This window comes from Dietzia sp. 179-F 9C3 NHS, assembly GCF_045369825.1.
In the GTDB taxonomy this organism is placed as follows: domain Bacteria; phylum Actinomycetota; class Actinomycetes; order Mycobacteriales; family Mycobacteriaceae; genus Dietzia.
Window position 1 is genome coordinate 96,075 of record NZ_JBIQES010000004.1, and the last position, 16,577, is coordinate 112,651.

General features: G+C 70.7%; 5 protein-coding genes and 1 pseudogene. 4 read left to right on the top strand and 2 right to left on the bottom strand.

Features of this window, described 5'->3' with window-relative positions:
• Positions 1 to 30: 30 nt before the first annotated feature.
• Complete coding sequence (locus ACH0BZ_RS06740) at positions 31 to 537, top strand: hypothetical protein (RefSeq protein ID WP_406897230.1); 507 nt, start codon at positions 31 to 33, stop codon at positions 535 to 537.
• A 6-nt stretch (positions 538 to 543) separates the two neighbouring features.
• Here ACH0BZ_RS06740 and ACH0BZ_RS06745 read toward each other — a convergent pair whose 3' ends face one another.
• Positions 544 to 1,917, bottom strand: coding sequence for a DUF4921 family protein (locus ACH0BZ_RS06745; RefSeq protein WP_406897231.1), 1,374 nt, complete (start codon positions 1,915 to 1,917; stop codon positions 544 to 546).
• Between the two features lie 75 nt (positions 1,918 to 1,992).
• Positions 1,993 to 3,087, bottom strand: a complete 1,095-nt coding sequence (locus tag ACH0BZ_RS06750; protein ID WP_406897232.1) for a YihY/virulence factor BrkB family protein — start codon at positions 3,085 to 3,087, stop codon at positions 1,993 to 1,995.
• 565 nt (positions 3,088 to 3,652) lie between these two features.
• On the opposite strand from ACH0BZ_RS06750, the gene gltB reads away from it, so the two are divergent.
• The 3 genes and pseudogenes from gltB to ACH0BZ_RS06765 form a co-directional block, all read left to right on the top strand.
• A complete protein-coding gene (gltB, locus tag ACH0BZ_RS06755) occupies positions 3,653 to 8,254 on the top strand; it encodes a glutamate synthase large subunit (RefSeq protein WP_406897234.1) in 4,602 nt (1,533 codons plus the stop codon).
• Positions 8,247 to 9,719, top strand: a complete 1,473-nt coding sequence (locus tag ACH0BZ_RS06760; protein ID WP_406897235.1) for a glutamate synthase subunit beta — start codon at positions 8,247 to 8,249, stop codon at positions 9,717 to 9,719. The genes gltB and ACH0BZ_RS06760 overlap by 8 nt, the downstream gene beginning before the upstream one ends.
• A 149-nt stretch (positions 9,720 to 9,868) precedes the next feature.
• Positions 9,869 to 16,577: pseudogene (locus ACH0BZ_RS06765) on the top strand (hypothetical protein); the annotation flags it as partial.

Genomic DNA, 16,577 nt, shown 5'->3' on the forward strand with positions numbered 1-16,577 from the left:
GTCGACACGTGTCGGCGTAGGGTCGTCGGCGTGATCTACCCCTTCTCGCCGGGCGGGCGCCAGCTCGAACCCGGCCACTGGTTCGGGCCCGTGGCGGTCCTGACCGTGGGGTCCGTCGTGGCCTGGATCCTCTTCGCCTTTGGCCAGCCGGCGCCACTGATCGTCACGTCGGTTGTGGTCGCGGCCGTGGTCGCGGTCTGGTACTCGCCGCTGCGGGGCGTGGGGCACGAGCCGCTGCACGCGGTCCACGCCGGGCCGGATGCGGCGCCCGCCGTGGTGGTGTTATGGCGTCCCGGCTGCCCGTACTCGGCGTCGCTGCGTCGGCAGGCGGCCCGCGAGAACCTGCGCGTCCACTGGGTGAACATCTGGCGCGACGCCGAGGCGCATGCCCTGTGCCGCAGCATCAACCAGGGCTCCGAGTCCACACCCACGGCGATGCTGCTCGACCCGGCCTCGGCCCGGCCGGTCGTCATCCCGGCGTCGGTGTCCGGGATCCGCGAGGCCTTCGCCGCCGGCCTCCCGTTCGGCCGCGCCTGAGGCGGTTCAGCGCCCGTAGCGCAGCATCCCGCGGCCGCCGTCGGGCAGCCGGCGGATCTCGTCGCCGAGAGCCATCGAGGCGATCTGCCCGGAGGCCCGCAGCTCGGCCAGCCGCGGCGCCACCCGGTCCCGGAGGGTCCACGGGTCGATGGTGTTGACGTAGATCCCGGTGGCGCCCTCGAAGCCGGCGGGGTTGGAGATGCGCCACTTGAGCACGACGCGCCACGGCATGGACACATCCACGCCGGGCGGGCGCGTGTGCCACTCCTCGTTGCACGGCACGAGCGGGCCGGTGGCGGCGTGGCAGGCGTGCAGCAGGTCGCTCATGCCGCGCAGCTCCTCGGCCGTGTGCTCCCACGGCTCGCTGGCCGCGGAGCGGGAGTACACCACGAGGCTGGGGTAGCGGTGGCCCACGCCCACCACGGCCACGGCGTGGTCGTTGACCGCCAGGACCAGGCCCTCGTCGGCGGCGTGGTCGACGCCCCACGTGTTGTACATGCCGGGGTCCACGGCCAGCCGGTCGAGCTCGCGCTCGGCCTTGACGGGCCGCTCGTCGATCGCCACGAGCTGCTTGTGTAGGTGGTCGAACGACGCCCCCGCGGGCTTCAGCCAGTTCTGGAACACCGACACGTACGCGGCGTGCGGGTTGTCGCGGTACAGGCCGTGCATGGCGCGGACGGTGAAGGCGATGAACCGCTCGTGCTCGGCGGGGGTGAGGGTGCCGGAGGAGGCGTGCCGGTCGGTGCTGGTGGCGCCGTCGCGGAGGTGCCGCCGGGCCACCACGACGTCGTGGCAGCCGCCGAAGAAGCTCTCGGAGTGCGCGGCCAGGTCGGCGGGGTCCATGGCGTCGACGGCCGTCGGGTCGCCCTTCGCGGCGGCGATCCGCACCTTGACCAGGTCGCGGACGTGGTCGGCGCCGGCGGGGGAGGCGAGGTATGCGCGCTGATGGGCGGCGGCCCGCTCGGAGATCCGGTAACCGTGGTTGGCCTTCCAGTAGTCCAGCGAGACGATCTCGAAGAGGTTGCCGAACAGCCGGAACTCGGGGGTGGTGTCGTCCAGCGCGTCGGGCGACACCTCGTCGATCACGGTCCAGCGGGCGCCGCCCTCGTCGTCGTCACCCTGCCCGCCGCGCCGCACGAGCCGCGCCTTCTCCGGGGTGGTCTCGCGCAGGCGGGTCACGCAGAACGCGCAGTGCGCCTCGGGCGCGGCGGGGTCGGCGGCGGCGACGTGGGCGGGGACCACGTCGATGGGTCGGTTGCCGCGGCCGGGGACGGTCCACACCTCGGTGCCGGTGAACGGGTGGATCTGCTTGACGGTGCCGTCGGCCATGCGGCGCAGCGGTGATGTGACGACGGTGGTGGTGTGGGCGCTGGTGGACACGCCGGTGAGCCTAGGGGGTCGGGGTGACGGGGCGACGACGACGAGGTGGCCGTCAGCCCCGCCGGCGGGGTCCGGTCAGCGGTCGCGGGCGTTCTCCGCCACCGCGTCGCGGCGGATGTCGGCCGCGTCGGCGATGGTCTTGGCCTGCTTCTCGTGGGCCTTGCGGACGCCGGACTCGTCGCGCAGGGGCAGGGCCACGTGCTCCTCGGCGTCGATCCCGGCGCGCAGGAGGCGGGCGCGCTCGAGCTCGGAGTCGATCTCGGCGCCCAGGAGCAGGGCGTTGTTCACGATCCACAGCAGGAGCAGGAACATGATGATGCCGGCGAGTGAGCCGTAGGTGGCGTTGTAGCTGCCGAAGTTGGTGGCGTAGAAGCCGAAGCCGAGGCCGCCGAGCCCCGCGACGAGCAGCGCGACGAACCCGCCCAGCGACAGCAACCGGAACTTCGGCCGCTGGACGTTGGGGGTGAGCTGGTAGAGCGTGGCCAGCACGAGCACGAACATGAAGAGCATGGCGGGCCACTTGGCGATGCCCCAGACGGTGAGCGCCACCTCGCCGAGACCGACGAGGTCGAAGATCGCCTCGGCGATCCCGCCGGAGAGGGTGAGCATGAGGCCGGCGCAGGCCACGATGACCACCATGAGGAAGGTGACGGCGAGCAACAGCGGGCGCAGCTTCCAGATGGGGCGGCCCTCTTCGACGCCGTAGATGCGATTGAGCGCGCGGCTGAAGGCACCCACGTAGCCGGAGGCGGTCCACAGGGCGCCCAGCAGGCCGGCGATCAGGGCGACGCCGGCGGCGGGGGTGTTGACGAGCTGCTCGATGGGGCCGCGGATGAACGCCATGGCGTCCTCGGGTACGGCGCCCTCGAGCATCTCCATGATGGCGTCGATGGTCTTTTCGCCCTGCCCGAAGACGCCGAGGAGGGACACGAGGGCGATGAGGGCGGGGAAGAGCGAGAGGACGGCGTAGTAGGTGAGGGCGGCGGCCATGTCGGTGGCGCCGTCGGCGCCGAACTTGCCGAGCGCCCGCTTGAGGGCGTGCATGGTGCTGCGGCGCTTGAGCGCGCCGGAGACCTCGCTGGCCTTCCCCTGCTCGCGGAGGTAGTCGGCGTCCTTGCGGTGCAGCGATTCGTCGTCGGCGATGAGAGCTGACGGGTCGGCGTCGGACACCGTGTCCTCGTTTCCCGGCGCCGGGCGCCGTGTCGTTGACGTGCCCTAGACATCGTGCCCGTACTGCCGTGGACTGCCGGGGACCCTCGGATCACGGTTGGGTTACTTTTGTCGATCCCCGGTGTGACCTACACTACATCTCAGGGGGCTCACATGTGGCGCCCCTGTCGATGCGCCGGCCGCAGCTGATCCCCGGATCGCTGCGGCCGGTCGCTATCCCGCCGACGGGCGGTGACGGCACGGGTGGGTGGAGCGACGCCGACGGCGCGTGGTAAGCAAACGTTCATTAACGGGCACGCCGTTCCCGTCCGCCGCGCACGAGCCAGGCGAGCGGGGTCGGGTGTTACCGGCATGTTTCGCGCGTGTTTCCGGGCCCGTCACCGTCAGAGAGATATGTCACACAGGCGACCGTCCGCCGCACGTCACCGACGACATCGCTCGCGCGCACTCTTGCGCGAGCAGGGGATTTTGCCTCTATCATTTCCGGGCCAGGGAGCCGAGCGTTCCCTGAGTGCGGGCGTTCACCCCATTCGGTGTCCGTCCGCCGACACGTAAAGGCGAGCACATGACGATGACCCCCGGCCCGCAGGGCCTCTACCGCCCCGAGTACGAGCACGACGCCTGCGGTGTCGCCTTTGTGGTGGACATGCACGGACGCAGGTCACGGGACATCGTCGACAAGGCGATCGCGGCGCTGGTCAACCTCGAGCACCGCGGCGCCGTGGGCGCGGAGCACAACACCGGCGACGGCACCGGACTTCTCATCCAGGTCCCCGACCGGTTCCTGCGCGAGGTCATGCTCGCGGAGCACGACGTGGAACTCCCAGAGGCCGGCGCGTATGCGACCGGCCTGTGTTTTCTCCCCCAGTCGCGCATGCTCGCCATGGACGCCATGCGCATGGTCGAGCGGATCGCCGCCGAGCAGGGCGTCACCGTGATCGGCTGGCGCGAGGTGCCGGTCGACGACACGAGCCTCGGCGCCATCTCCCGCGACGCGCAGCCCACCATCACCCAGATCTTCGTCAAGGCCGCAGGCGCCGACGGCGCGCTGCTCACCGACCTCGCGCTCGAGCGCAAGTGCTTCGTCGTCCGCAAGCGCTGCGAGCACGAACTCGGCTCCAAGGGCGCCGGCAAGGGCGACCTCGGCTCCGAGACCGTCTACTTCCCGTCGCTGAGCCCCCGCACCTTCGTCTACAAGGGCATGCTCACCGAGAAGCAGCTCCCGGACTTCTACCTGGACCTGCAGGACGAGCGCGTCGAATCGGCGCTGGGAATCGTCCACTCCCGCTTCTCTACCAACACCTTCCCGGCGTGGCCGCTCGCGCACCCCTTCCGGTACGTCGCGCACAACGGCGAGATCAACACCGCCCGCGGCAACGAGAACTGGATGCGTGCCCGCGAAGCCCTCATGTCCAGCGAGCACATCGAGGACCTGGCCGCCGCGCTGCCCATCTGCACCCCCGGCGGCTCCGACACGGCCCGCTTCGACGAGGCGCTCGAGCTCCTCACCCTCGCAGGCCGCACCCTGCCGCACGCCGTGCTCATGATGGTCCCCGAGGCCTGGGAGCGGCACGAGACCATGGACCCCGCCAAGCGGGCGTTCTACGAGTTCCACGCGTCGATGATGGAGGCGTGGGACGGCCCGGCCTCCATCACGTTCACCGACGGCACCGTGATCGGTGCGGTCCTGGACCGCAACGGCCTGCGCCCCTCCCGGATCTGGGTCACTGACGACGGCCTGGTGGTCATGGCCTCGGAGGTGGGCGTCCTCGACATCCCGCAGGACTCCGTCGTCACCAAGACCCGACTCCAGCCCGGCCGCATGTTCCTCGTGGACACCGCCCGGGGCCGGATCATCGGAGACGAGGAGATCAAGTCCGAGCTCGCCGCCCAGCACCCCTACCGGCAGTGGCTTGACGAGGGGCTCGTGCCGCTGGAGCAGCTCCCGGTGGTCGAGCACGAGATCATGAGCCACGAGCGCGTGGTCCTGCGCCAACGCGTCTTCGGCTACACCGAGGAGGAGGTGCGCCTCCTCGTCAGCCCCATGGCCGGCCAGGGTGCCGAGGCCATCGGCTCCATGGGCACCGACACCCCGCTGCCGGTGCTCTCGCAGCGGGCGCGGATGCTCTTCGACTACTTCTCCCAGCGCTTCGCGCAGGTCACCAACCCGCCACTCGACGCCATCCGCGAGGAGCTCGTCACCAGCTACGGCGTGACCCTCGGCCCCGAGGGCGACCTCATCAACCCGGGCCCCGACTCGTGCCGCCAGATCCGGCTCGAGAACCCGATCCTCGGCAACACCGAGCTCACCACCCTCATGGCAGCCGGCGACACCCACCCCGGCCTGCGCGCCGTCACGGTGCAGGGCCTGTACAACGTGGCGCACGGCGGCCGCGGCCTGCGGATCGCGCTCGACCGGATCCACCGAGAGGTCTCCCGCGCCATCGAGGACGGGGCCACGATCGTCGTGCTCTCCGACAGGGAGTCCGACGAGCGTAACGCGCCCATCCCGTCGCTTCTGCTCACCGCGGCCGTGCACCACCACCTCGTCCGCGAGAAGACCCGCACCCGCGTGGGCCTGGTCGTGGAGTCGGGCGACGCCCGCGAGGTACACCACATGGCCGTGCTCTTCGGCTACGGCGCCAACGCGATCAACCCGTACATGGCGTTCGAGTCCATCGACGAGCTGGTCCAGACCGGCGACCTCCCGGGCATCGACACGGACGCGGCGTGCGCCAACTACCGCAAGGCCGCCGCCAAGGGCGTACTCAAGGTGATGTCCAAGATGGGCATCTCCACGCTCGCCTCCTACACCGGCGCGCAGCTCTTCGACGTCACCGGCCTGAGCCAGGAGCTCTGCGACGAGTACTTCACCGGCTCCGTCAGCCCCATCGACGGCATCGGCCTGGACGAGATCGCGGAGGACGTGGCCCGCCGCCACCGCTTCGCCTTTCTGCCCCGTCCCGAGGAGGCGGCGCACCGCGAGCTCGAGGTGGGCGGCGAGTACCAGTGGCGCCGCGAGGGCGAGTACCACCTGTTCAACCCGGACACGGTGTTCAAGCTCCAGCACTCCACCCGGTCCGGCAGGTACGAGATCTTCAAGGAGTACACCCGCCTGGTCGACGACCAGGCCGAGCGCCTGGCCACCCTGCGCGGGCTCTTCGAGCTCAAGGGCACCCGCCCGCCGGTACCGATCGACGAGGTCGAGCCCGTGAGCGAGATCGTCAAGCGGTTCTCCACCGGCGCCATGAGCTACGGCTCCATCTCCGCCGAGGCACACGAGACCCTGGCGATCGCCATGAACCGCCTCCAGGGCCGGTCCAACTCCGGCGAGGGCGGCGAGTCCGTGGACCGCTTCACCCCGGACGCCAACGGCGACTGGCGTCGCTCTGCGATCAAGCAGGTGGCTTCTGGCCGCTTCGGCGTGACCAGCCACTACCTCACCAACTGCACCGACATCCAGATCAAGATGGCGCAGGGTGCCAAACCCGGCGAGGGCGGCCAGCTCCCGCCCGGCAAGGTGTATCCGTGGGTCGCCGAGGTCCGCGGCTCCACCCCGGGCGTCGGCCTCATCTCGCCGCCGCCGCACCACGACATCTACTCGATCGAGGACCTGGCGCAGCTCATCTACGACCTCAAGAACGCCAACCCCTCAGCGCGGATCCACGTCAAGCTCGTCGCCGAGCAGGGCGTGGGGACCGTCGCCACCGGCGTGTCCAAGACGCACGCCGACGTGGTGCTCATCTCGGGCCACGACGGCGGCACCGGCGCCAGCCCGCTCACCTCGCTCAAGCACGCCGGTGGACCGTGGGAGCTCGGCCTGGCGGAGACGCAGCAGACGCTGCTCGTCAACGGCCTGCGCGACCGGATCGTGGTCCAGGTGGACGGCCAGCTCAAGACCGGCCGCGACGTCATGGTGGCCGCGCTGCTCGGCGGCGAGGAGTTCGGCTTCGCCACCGCGCCGCTGGTCGTGGCGGGCTGCATCATGATGCGCGTCTGCCACCTCGACACCTGTCCCGTCGGCGTGGCCACCCAGAACCCGGTCCTGCGCGAGCGCTTCACCGGCAAGGCCGAGTACGTGGTGAACTTCATGGAGTTCGTCGCGGAGGAGGTGCGCGAGTACCTCGCCGAGCTCGGCTTCCGCACCCTCGACGAGGCGATCGGTCACTCCGAGTGTCTGGACATGTCCCGTGCCTTCGCCCACAACGAGCGCGTGGCCAAGCTCGACCTCCGGCCGATCTTCGCCCAGGTCGACTCGCCGTTCATGCATCAGGACCTGCGCTGCACCAAGGAGCAGAACCACAAGCTCGACGAGGCGCTGGACAACCGGATCCTCGCGGACGTCCGCGGTGTCGTCACCGACCCGGCCTCCGGGCCGGTCGCGCGTGACTACCCGATCTGCAACGTCAACCGCTCCGTCGGCACGATGCTCAGCCACGAGATCTCCAAGGAGCACGGCGCCGAGGGCCTCCCGGACGGCTCCATCGACCTGACCTTCACCGGGTCCGCCGGCAACTCGCTCGGAGCGTTCCTCGCCCGCGGCGTGACCCTACGGGTGTGGGGCGACGCGAACGACTACGTGGGCAAGGGCCTGTCCGGTGGCCGCATCGTGGTGCGGCCCGCGAAGGACGCGGCGCCGGACTTCGTGGCCGAGGAGAACATCATCGCCGGCAACGTCCTCTGCTACGGGGCCACCGCCGGTGAGCTGTTCCTCCGCGGCATCGTGGGCGAGCGCTTCTGCGTCCGGAACTCGGGCGTCACCGCGGTGGTCGAGGGCGTGGGCGACCACGCCTGCGAGTACATGACCGGCGGCCGGGTCGTCGTCCTGGGCGCCACCGGCCGCAACGTGGCCGCCGGCATGTCCGGTGGCGTGGCCTACTTCTACGACCCCGACGACGAGTTGGGCGCGAACCTCAACGGCGAGCTCGTGGACATCGAGCCGCTGGAGGCCGACGACGTCGACTTCCTCCGCGGGATCGTGGAGCGGCACGCGGAGGAGACCGACTCCGCCCGGGCCCGGGAGATCCTCTCCGGGTGGGCCCAGAACGTGAACCACTTCGCCAAGGTCATGCCGCGCGACTACAAGCGCGTGCTGGTCGCGATCGAGCAGGCGGAGAAGGACGGACGGAACGTGGACGAGGCGATCATGGAGGCCGCAAATGGCTGACCCGAAGGGCTTTCTCAAGCACACCGTAAGGGAGCTGCCGAAGCGTCGCCCCGTGGACCTGCGGATCATGGACTGGAAGGAGGTCTACGAGTCCACGACCCTCGCCGGGGATGCGCTCACGACCCAGGCCTCCCGCTGCATGAGCTGCGGCATCCCGTTCTGCCACCAGGGCTGCCCGCTGGGCAACATCATCCCCGAGTGGAACGACCTCGTGCACCGCGGCCAGTGGGATGCGGCGGTGGACCGGCTCCACGCCACCAACAACTTCCCCGAGTTCACCGGCCGTCTCTGCCCCGCGCCGTGCGAGGGGTCGTGCGTCCTGGGCATCAACCAGGAGCCGGTGACCATCAAGCAGATCGAGGTGGAGATCGCCGAGCAGGCGTGGGCGGACGGCGGCATGGAGCCCGTCAAGCCCTCTTTCCGCACCGGGCAGAAAGTCGCCGTCGTGGGCTCCGGTCCCGCCGGCCTGGCCGCCGCCCAGCAGCTCACCCGTGCCGGGCACTCGGTGACCGTCTTCGAGCGCGACGACCGCATCGGTGGCCTCATGCGTTACGGCATCCCCGAGTTCAAGATGGAAAAGGCGGTCCTCGACCGGCGCCTGGCCCAGATGGAGGCCGAGGGCACCGTCTTCCGTCCCGGCGTCAACGTGGGCAAGGACGTCACGGCCTCGCAGCTGCGCGCCGAGTTCGACGCGATCGTCCTGTGCGGCGGTGCCACCATGCGCCGCGACCTGCCGGTGCCCGGCCGCGAACTCGACGGCATCCACCAGGCCATGGACTACCTGCCGCTGGCCAACAAGGCCGCCGTGGGCGACGACGTGGTGGACGCCGACGGGCTGCCCGCGATCCACGCGCGCGACAAGCACGTCATCATCATCGGCGGCGGCGACACCGGCGCCGACTGCCTCGGCACCGCCATTCGCCAGGGCGCGGCGTCGGTGAAGAGCTTCGAGATCATGCCGCGGCCCCCGGCCACGCGCGCCGCCTCCACCCCGTGGCCGGTCTACCCTCTGATGTTCCGTACCGCGTCGGCGCACGAGGAAGGTGGCGAGCGGCTCTACTCGGTGTCCACCGCCGAGTTCGTGGGCTCCGGCGGCCACGTGACCGCGCTCAAGGGCTCCGAGGTACGGATGGTCGACGGCCGCTTCGAGCCGATCCCGGGCACCGACTTCGAGTACCCGGCCGACCTCGTTCTGCTGGCCATGGGTTTCACCGGCGCGCAGAAGGCCGGGCTCTGCCAGGACCTGGGTGTGGAGTTCACCGACCGCGGCAACGTGGGGCGCGACGCCGGGTGGGCGACCAACGTCGACGGCGTCTTCGTGGCCGGCGACATGGGCCGCGGGCAGTCGCTCATCGTGTGGGCGATCGCCGAGGGCCGCTCCGCCGCCGCCGCGGTGGACCGCTACCTCATGGGCGAGACCGCGCTGCCCGCCCCGGTCCGGCCCACGGACGTCGCCCAGCGCTGAGCCGCGGGACCGGCTCGCGCTGTCGCCCGGCCCGCCGGGCGCGTACCCCTCGAACCGTAGCGCTCGATGTGATCCGTGCCCTATATTAGAGTGACATGAGCGTCTGCTCAGGTTCGGGCGGCGCGGGGCGCGAGTCGAAGGATCGGTGGATGGGTACGAACGGGGGGCGCGGCATCGGGCGCAGGGTGTGGAGTCTCGTCTGGACCGTATTTCTTGTCCTGGGCCTGAGCGCGGGCGTCTCCGCGTTCCCCCCGGCGCCGATGACGCCCGTCGCGGTGGCCGGGACGGGCACCTCGCCGGACAGCAAGCTCCGCGTCACCAAGACCGCCTCCGTCACGGCACTTCCCGTCGGCGGCGGTCCCGTCACCTACACGTACACGGTCCAGAACACGTCCGCCGCGCGGACCCTGTATTACTCCTCGATCACGGACGATCGGTGCGCCAACGTCGGCCACGTGTCCGGGATGAGCAGGGACGCGCGGGGCGACTTCTTCCTGCCCCCGGGCGGTACCGCCACGTTCAGGTGCACCGTGACCGTCACCACCTCCGTCACCAACACCGTCACGGCCCAGTTCACCGACCCCGCGGATGGCAGCACCAGCACCGCGCGGGCCACGGAGTCGGTGAACGTCGCGGCCGGCGCGATCACGTGCGATCAGATCTGGTACAGCTCCTACAGCGCCTCGACCGGGCCCACCTCGCTGGGGACGGTCTCGGCCTCCGGGGCCACGCCGAGGGTCGACCCGAGCGTGACGTACAACGGAAGCGAGTACCGCTCCGTCACCTCCCTCGCGATCAACCCGCGGGACCCTCAGTGGGTGTATTACGTCCCCCGAATACGCAATGACCCAAAGCTCAACGCCGGCACGTGGCGGTACAACGTCACCACCACCGAGAAACAACAGGTCACCACCCCCCACGAGCCGGCCACCACCACGAACCGCTTCGCGTTCAGCTCGGACGGCACGCTGTGGAGCTGGGCCTCCAACGGCCGGCTCTACTCCCTGTCCTCCGGGGCCACGACCTGGACCGACCGCGGCGCCGTGGAGTCCGACGCCGGGGCCAACCTCGCGTCACTCTCCTCCGGCGACATTGTCTTCGACGGCCTCGGCAACATGTGGCTCATCGCCTCCAACGGTTCGAACAACAGCCTCTACACCATCTCCGCGGCCGGGCTGGTGGGCTCCGGGACTAACACGGCAAACCTCGTCGGGTCGATGGGGACCGGGGTGACGTTCAACGGCCTCGCGTTTGCGCCCAACGGGACCCTGCACGCGTCGGCGTCAAACGTCGGCAGCGCGGCCAGCTCGCTCCTCTACACCGTCAACACCTCCACGGGCGGCGCGACCCCGGTGAGCGCTCCGATCCCCAGCTCTACCTTCGGTCAGCTCGCCGACCTGGCGAGCTGCGCGCTCCCCAAGCCCGAACTGCAGGTCACCAAGACCTCCGACGTACAGGCCACCCAGGCCGGGGGCCTGATCACTTACACCATCGAGATGAAGAACATCGGGACGGCGGCGGCGACGGAGGTGACGTTCCAGGACTTCATCCCGACCCACACCACCTACGTCTCCTCGACCCTCAACGGCCGGCCCGTGGGCACGAGCGGCGTGAACTACTGGGCCACCCCGCAGCCCGTCACCGGCTCCACCGCGACCGTCCCGGGGGTCGTCCCCGCCGGGGACACCGCCACCATCACGGTCACGGTGCGGGTGGACAACCCGCTCGCCGCCGACGTCACGCAGATCGTCAACTCCGGCGTCTACGACTATGTGGGGATCGACCCGACGCCCACCGACGACCCCACCCAGCCGGGCGGCCAGGACCAGACGATCACGCCGATCAACCGCTCGGAGATCGCCGTCGACAAGGAGGCCGACCCCGGTACCCTCACCGAGACCGGGCAGGTCGTCTACACCTACCGGGTGGTCAACCTCGGGACGGACCCGATCCGCGACGTCGCGGTGGCCGACGACCGGTGCTCCCCCCTCACCCGTGTCGGCGGGGACGCCAACAACGACGGTCTCCTCGACCTCAAGGAAACCTGGACCTACGAGTGTCGGCAGACGTTGACGCACAGCCACACCGCCACCGGCCCGGAGACGGTCACCAACACGGCCACTGTCACAGGGACCGGCACTTCCACGTCGTCGCCGGTCATGGCACGGGACACTGCGGACGTCGTCATCACGCCCGGCACACCCGGCCTCGAGCTGGTCAAGACCGTCGCGGACGCCTCGCAGAACGGGATCGCCGAGGTTGGTGAGACGCTCACCTACACGTTCACCGTCACCAACACCGGTCAGGTGCCGCTGGCGCCGGTGACGATCGACGACCCCACCCTCGGACTGGACTCCGAACCCTGCGTCGAGTCGCTGGCCCCCGGGGCCACCGCCACCTGCCCGGAGTACGAGTACACGGTGAGGCAGTCGGACGTCGACGCCGGATCGGTGGCCAACACCGCGATCGTGAGCGGCACACCGCCGGCCGGCGGCGTGCTCACGTCGGAGTCCTCGGCCACCCTCCCCACGGCCTCCACCACCGGTCTGGTGCTGGACAAAGTGGCGGACCGGACTTCCGGTCTGGTGCTGGGCGACGTGGTGCGCTACAGCTTCCTCGTGACCAACGCCGGCGCGGTGACCCTGGCGCCGGTGAGGATCACCGACGCGGCGCTGGAAATCGAGGACGCCGCGTGCGTCGACTCCCTGGCGCCGGGGGAGACGGCCACGTGCACGGCCACGGGCACGCACACGATCACCCAGGCGGACATGGACGCGGGGCAGTTCGACAACACCGCGACCGCCACCGGCACCACGCCCGGCGGGAACGCAGCCGTCACGGGCGAGGACTCGGTGACGGTGACGACCGCGGGCGTGCCGGCGATCAACGTGGTCAAGACCGCGGACACGTCGGCTGGCACGGAGGTCGGTGACGTGGTGACGTACACCTTCACCGTCCACAACAAGGGGACGGTGACGCTGGCGCCGGTGACGATCACCGATCCGCTGCTGAACATGACCGATGTGCCCTGCGTCGACTCGCTGGCGCCGGGGGAGACGGCCACGTGCACGGCCACGGGTACGCACACGATCACGCAGGCGGATGTGGACGCGGGGCAGTTCGTCAACACGGTGACCGCCTCCGGGACGCCCCCGTCGGGACCGGCGGTGACCGATCAGGGCGTGGCCGTGGTGAGCCCCGACGGGACGGCCGGCCTGAGCGTGAACAAGCTGGCCACCCCGGCCGCCGGTCTGGTGGTGGGCGACGAGGTCAGCTACACGTTCACCGTGACCAACACCGGCGCGGTGACCCTGGCGCCGGTGAGGATCGCCGACGCGGCGCTGGGAATCGAGGACGCCGCGTGCGTCGGCTCCCTGGCGCCAGGGGAGACGGCCACGTGCACGGCCACGGGCACGCACACGATCACCCAGGCGGACATGGACGAGGGGCAGTTCGTCAACACCGCCACCGCGACGGCCACCCTGCCCCGGGGCGAGACGATCGCCGACGCCGACACCGAGATAGTCACCACGGCAGCGGCTCCGGCCCTCGAGGTAGCCAAGACCGCCGCTCCCTCCTCCGACGTGGCGGCCGGTGACCGCGTGACCTACCGGTTCACGGTGACCAACACCGGGAACGTGACCCTGGCGCCGGTGACGATCACCGATCCGCTGCTTGACCTGGACGCTAAGCCGTGCGCCGACTCGCTGGCACCGGGCGCCTCGGTGGAGTGCGACACCGCGGCCGCATACACGGTGTCGCAGGCCGACGTGGACGCCGGCGGTGTCACCAACACCGTCTTCGCCACCGGAACCCCGCAGTCCGGCGGGGCGGTCACCGCCCAGGGGCAGGCCGTCGTCACCACGGACGGTGAGGCGGGCCTGACCCTGGACAAGATCGCCGACCCCTCGACAGGTGTCGAGGTGGGCGAGGCGGTGACGTACACCTTCGCGGTGACCAACACCGGGGACGTGACCCTGGCGCCGGTGACGATCACCGATGCCCGGCTGGGGATCACCGGACAACCGTGCGTGGCGTCCTTGGCCCCGGGAGCGACGGCGACGTGCACGACGACCGGGACCCACACGATCACGCAGGCGGATGTGGACGCGGGACAGTACGTCAACACCGCGACCGCCACCGGCACCCCGCCCGCCGGGGGCGCCCCCATCACGGGCGAGGACACCGAGACGGTCACGCTGACGGGCGAGGCGGCCCTCCTACTCACCAAGACCGCGGATCTGCCGAAGGGCCGCTATGCCGGCGGCGTGGTGAACTACACCTTCACCGTGCAGAACACCGGGACCGTGACACTGGCGCCGGTGACGGTGTCGGATCCGACGCTGGGGATCCCCGACTCCCCGTGTGTGGACTCCCTCGCCCCGGGCGACACGGCGACGTGCTCGACCACCGGGCGGTACACGCTCACCCAGGCGGACGTCCTGGCGAGCCGGTTCGACAACACCGCGACCGCGACCGGCACCCCGCCCGCGGGACAGCCGGTCACCGCGACCGACACCGAGACGGTCACCATGGTCCAGACGCCCGGGCTCGCCGTCGCCAAGGTGGCGAGCCCGACATCCGGCCTCCGCGTCGGCGACGTCGTCACCTACACCTTCACCGTCACCAACACCGGCGAGTCGCGCCTGGAACCGGTGACGATCAGCGACGACGAGCTGGGCATCGAGCCGACGACGTGTGCGGAGGTTCTGGCCGTCGGGCAGAGCGTGACGTGCGCGGTCACGGGCACGCACGTGATCACCCAGGACGACGTCAACCGTGGGTCGTACGACAACACGGCGACGGCCTCCGGAACCGATCCGTCCGGCGCGGAGATCAACTCCTCCGACACCGAGACCGTGACCACCGAGTCCTCGCGGGAGCTCGAGCTGAGCAAGTCCGTGGACGACACCGGGACCGGCATGGACGGCGAGCCCGTCGAGGGGGTGTCCGACGACGGCATCGCCCAGCTCGGGGAGCGGATCGTCTACACCTTCACTGTGACCAACACGGGGACCACGGACCTGAGGAACGTGTTCGTGGACGATCCCCGGCTCGGGCTACCGAACCACCTGTGCGTGGAGACGCTGGCGCCGGGGGCGACGGCCACGTGTGACGTGTCCTACGAAGTGACGGCGGCGGACATCGCGGCCGGAGCGATCCTCAACGAGGCCACCGCCACCGCCCACAACCCGGCTGATCCGGCACACCCGGTGGAGTCGCCGCCCGACGAGGCGACGATCCCGACGCAACCGGCACGGGACGGGCTAGCGCTCGAAAAGACCGTCGCGGACGCTTCGGGTGACGGGATCGCGCAGGTGGGAGAGGTGCTCACCTACACGTTCACGGTGCTCAACACCGGCGAGACCACGGTGACCGGCATCGTCGTGATCGACGACCGGCTCCCCGGGGGCCGCCTCGAGTGCCTCGCCACGCTCGCGCCGGGCGCCACGGACCGGTGCACCGCGACCTACCGGGTGACGGCCACCGACGTCGCCGCCGGGCCGACGATCGTCAACACCGCCACCGCGCAAGGGACGACCCGCGACGGCGCGACTGTCGAGTCGGCGCCTGACGATGCGACTATCTCGACCGGAACCGCCGGCCTGACCCTGGACAAGAGCGTGACGGACGCTTCCGGCGACGGCGTCGCCCAGGCGGGCGAACTGCTCAACTACACGTTCACCGTGACCAACACCGGCCCCGTCACGGTGACCGGACTGCGGATCGTGGAGACGGAGTTCAACGGCACCGGCGACAGGTCCTCCCTGGACGCCCCGTCCTGCCAGGCCACGACGCTGGCGCCGAACGCCTCGACCACGTGTACAGCGACATACCGGGTGACGCAGGCGGACTTGGACACCGTGGAGCCCCTGTTGGCCAACACCGCCGTGGCCCGGGCGACCGATCCGACGGGGGTCGAGTTCCCGTCCAACGAGGACTCGGCCACGATCCCGCCGGCCACGCAGAACCCGGGCGTGGTCGTGGACAAGCGGGTCACCGACGCCTCCGGAGACGGGATCGCCCAGCTCGACGAGACGCTGACGTACACGTTCACGGTGCGCAACACCGGCGACGTGACGCTCACCCGAGTGGGCGTGACGGAGGAGTCGTTCTCCGGCACCGGGGATCTCCCGACGCCGGTCTGCGAGCCCACGACCCTGGCGCCGGGGGAGGTGGCGAGGTGCACGGCGACGTACACCGTCGTCCAGGCCGACCTGGACGCGCAGAAGCCGCTCGTCAACGTGGCCCATGCGACGGGCACCACCCCGGCCGGTGACCCGGTGGTCTCGCCGCCCGACAGCGCAACGATCCCGCCCGCCTCCCCCGCCTCGTCGTTGACGATGGTCAAGAAGGTGCGGGACGCGAGCGGCGACGGACGGGCCGACGTCGGCGAGGTGCTCACCTACACCTTCACCGTCATCAACACCGGCGACGTCCCGCTACGGAACGTCGAGGTGGTGGACCCCCGGGTGTCCGCCACGCCGATCCCGTGTGTCGCCGAGCTCGCCGCCCGCGGCACCGAGACGTGCGTGGTCGAGTACACCGTGACGCAGGCCGATCACGACTCTGGCGCCGTGCGCAACATCGCCACCGCCGAGGGGACGCCCCCGTCCGGCGGCACCACCACGTCGCCGCCCGACGAGGCGACCATCCCGAGCTCGTGCGACTGTGGGCCGCCCGGCCCCGGCGACGGGTCCTCGGGCGGGTCCTCGGGCGGGTCCCTCGACTGGCTGGCCGGGGTCATCGGGCTGATCACGGGCTCGGCCGGGTCTGCGGGGTCAACGGGCTCGACCGGCTCGGACGTCCCGGAGGCGTCGGGCTCGCTGGGTGGCATGGTCGGTTCGCTCGCGCTGG

Excerpts from the sequence above, each read along its gene's own strand:
- gltB (WP_406897234.1), top strand. The coding sequence starts at position 3,653 with ATGACGATGACCCCCGGCCCGCAGGGCCTCTACCGCCCCGAGTACGAG.
- ACH0BZ_RS06760 (WP_406897235.1), top strand. The coding sequence starts at position 8,247 with ATGGCTGACCCGAAGGGCTTTCTCAAGCACACCGTAAGGGAGCTGCCG.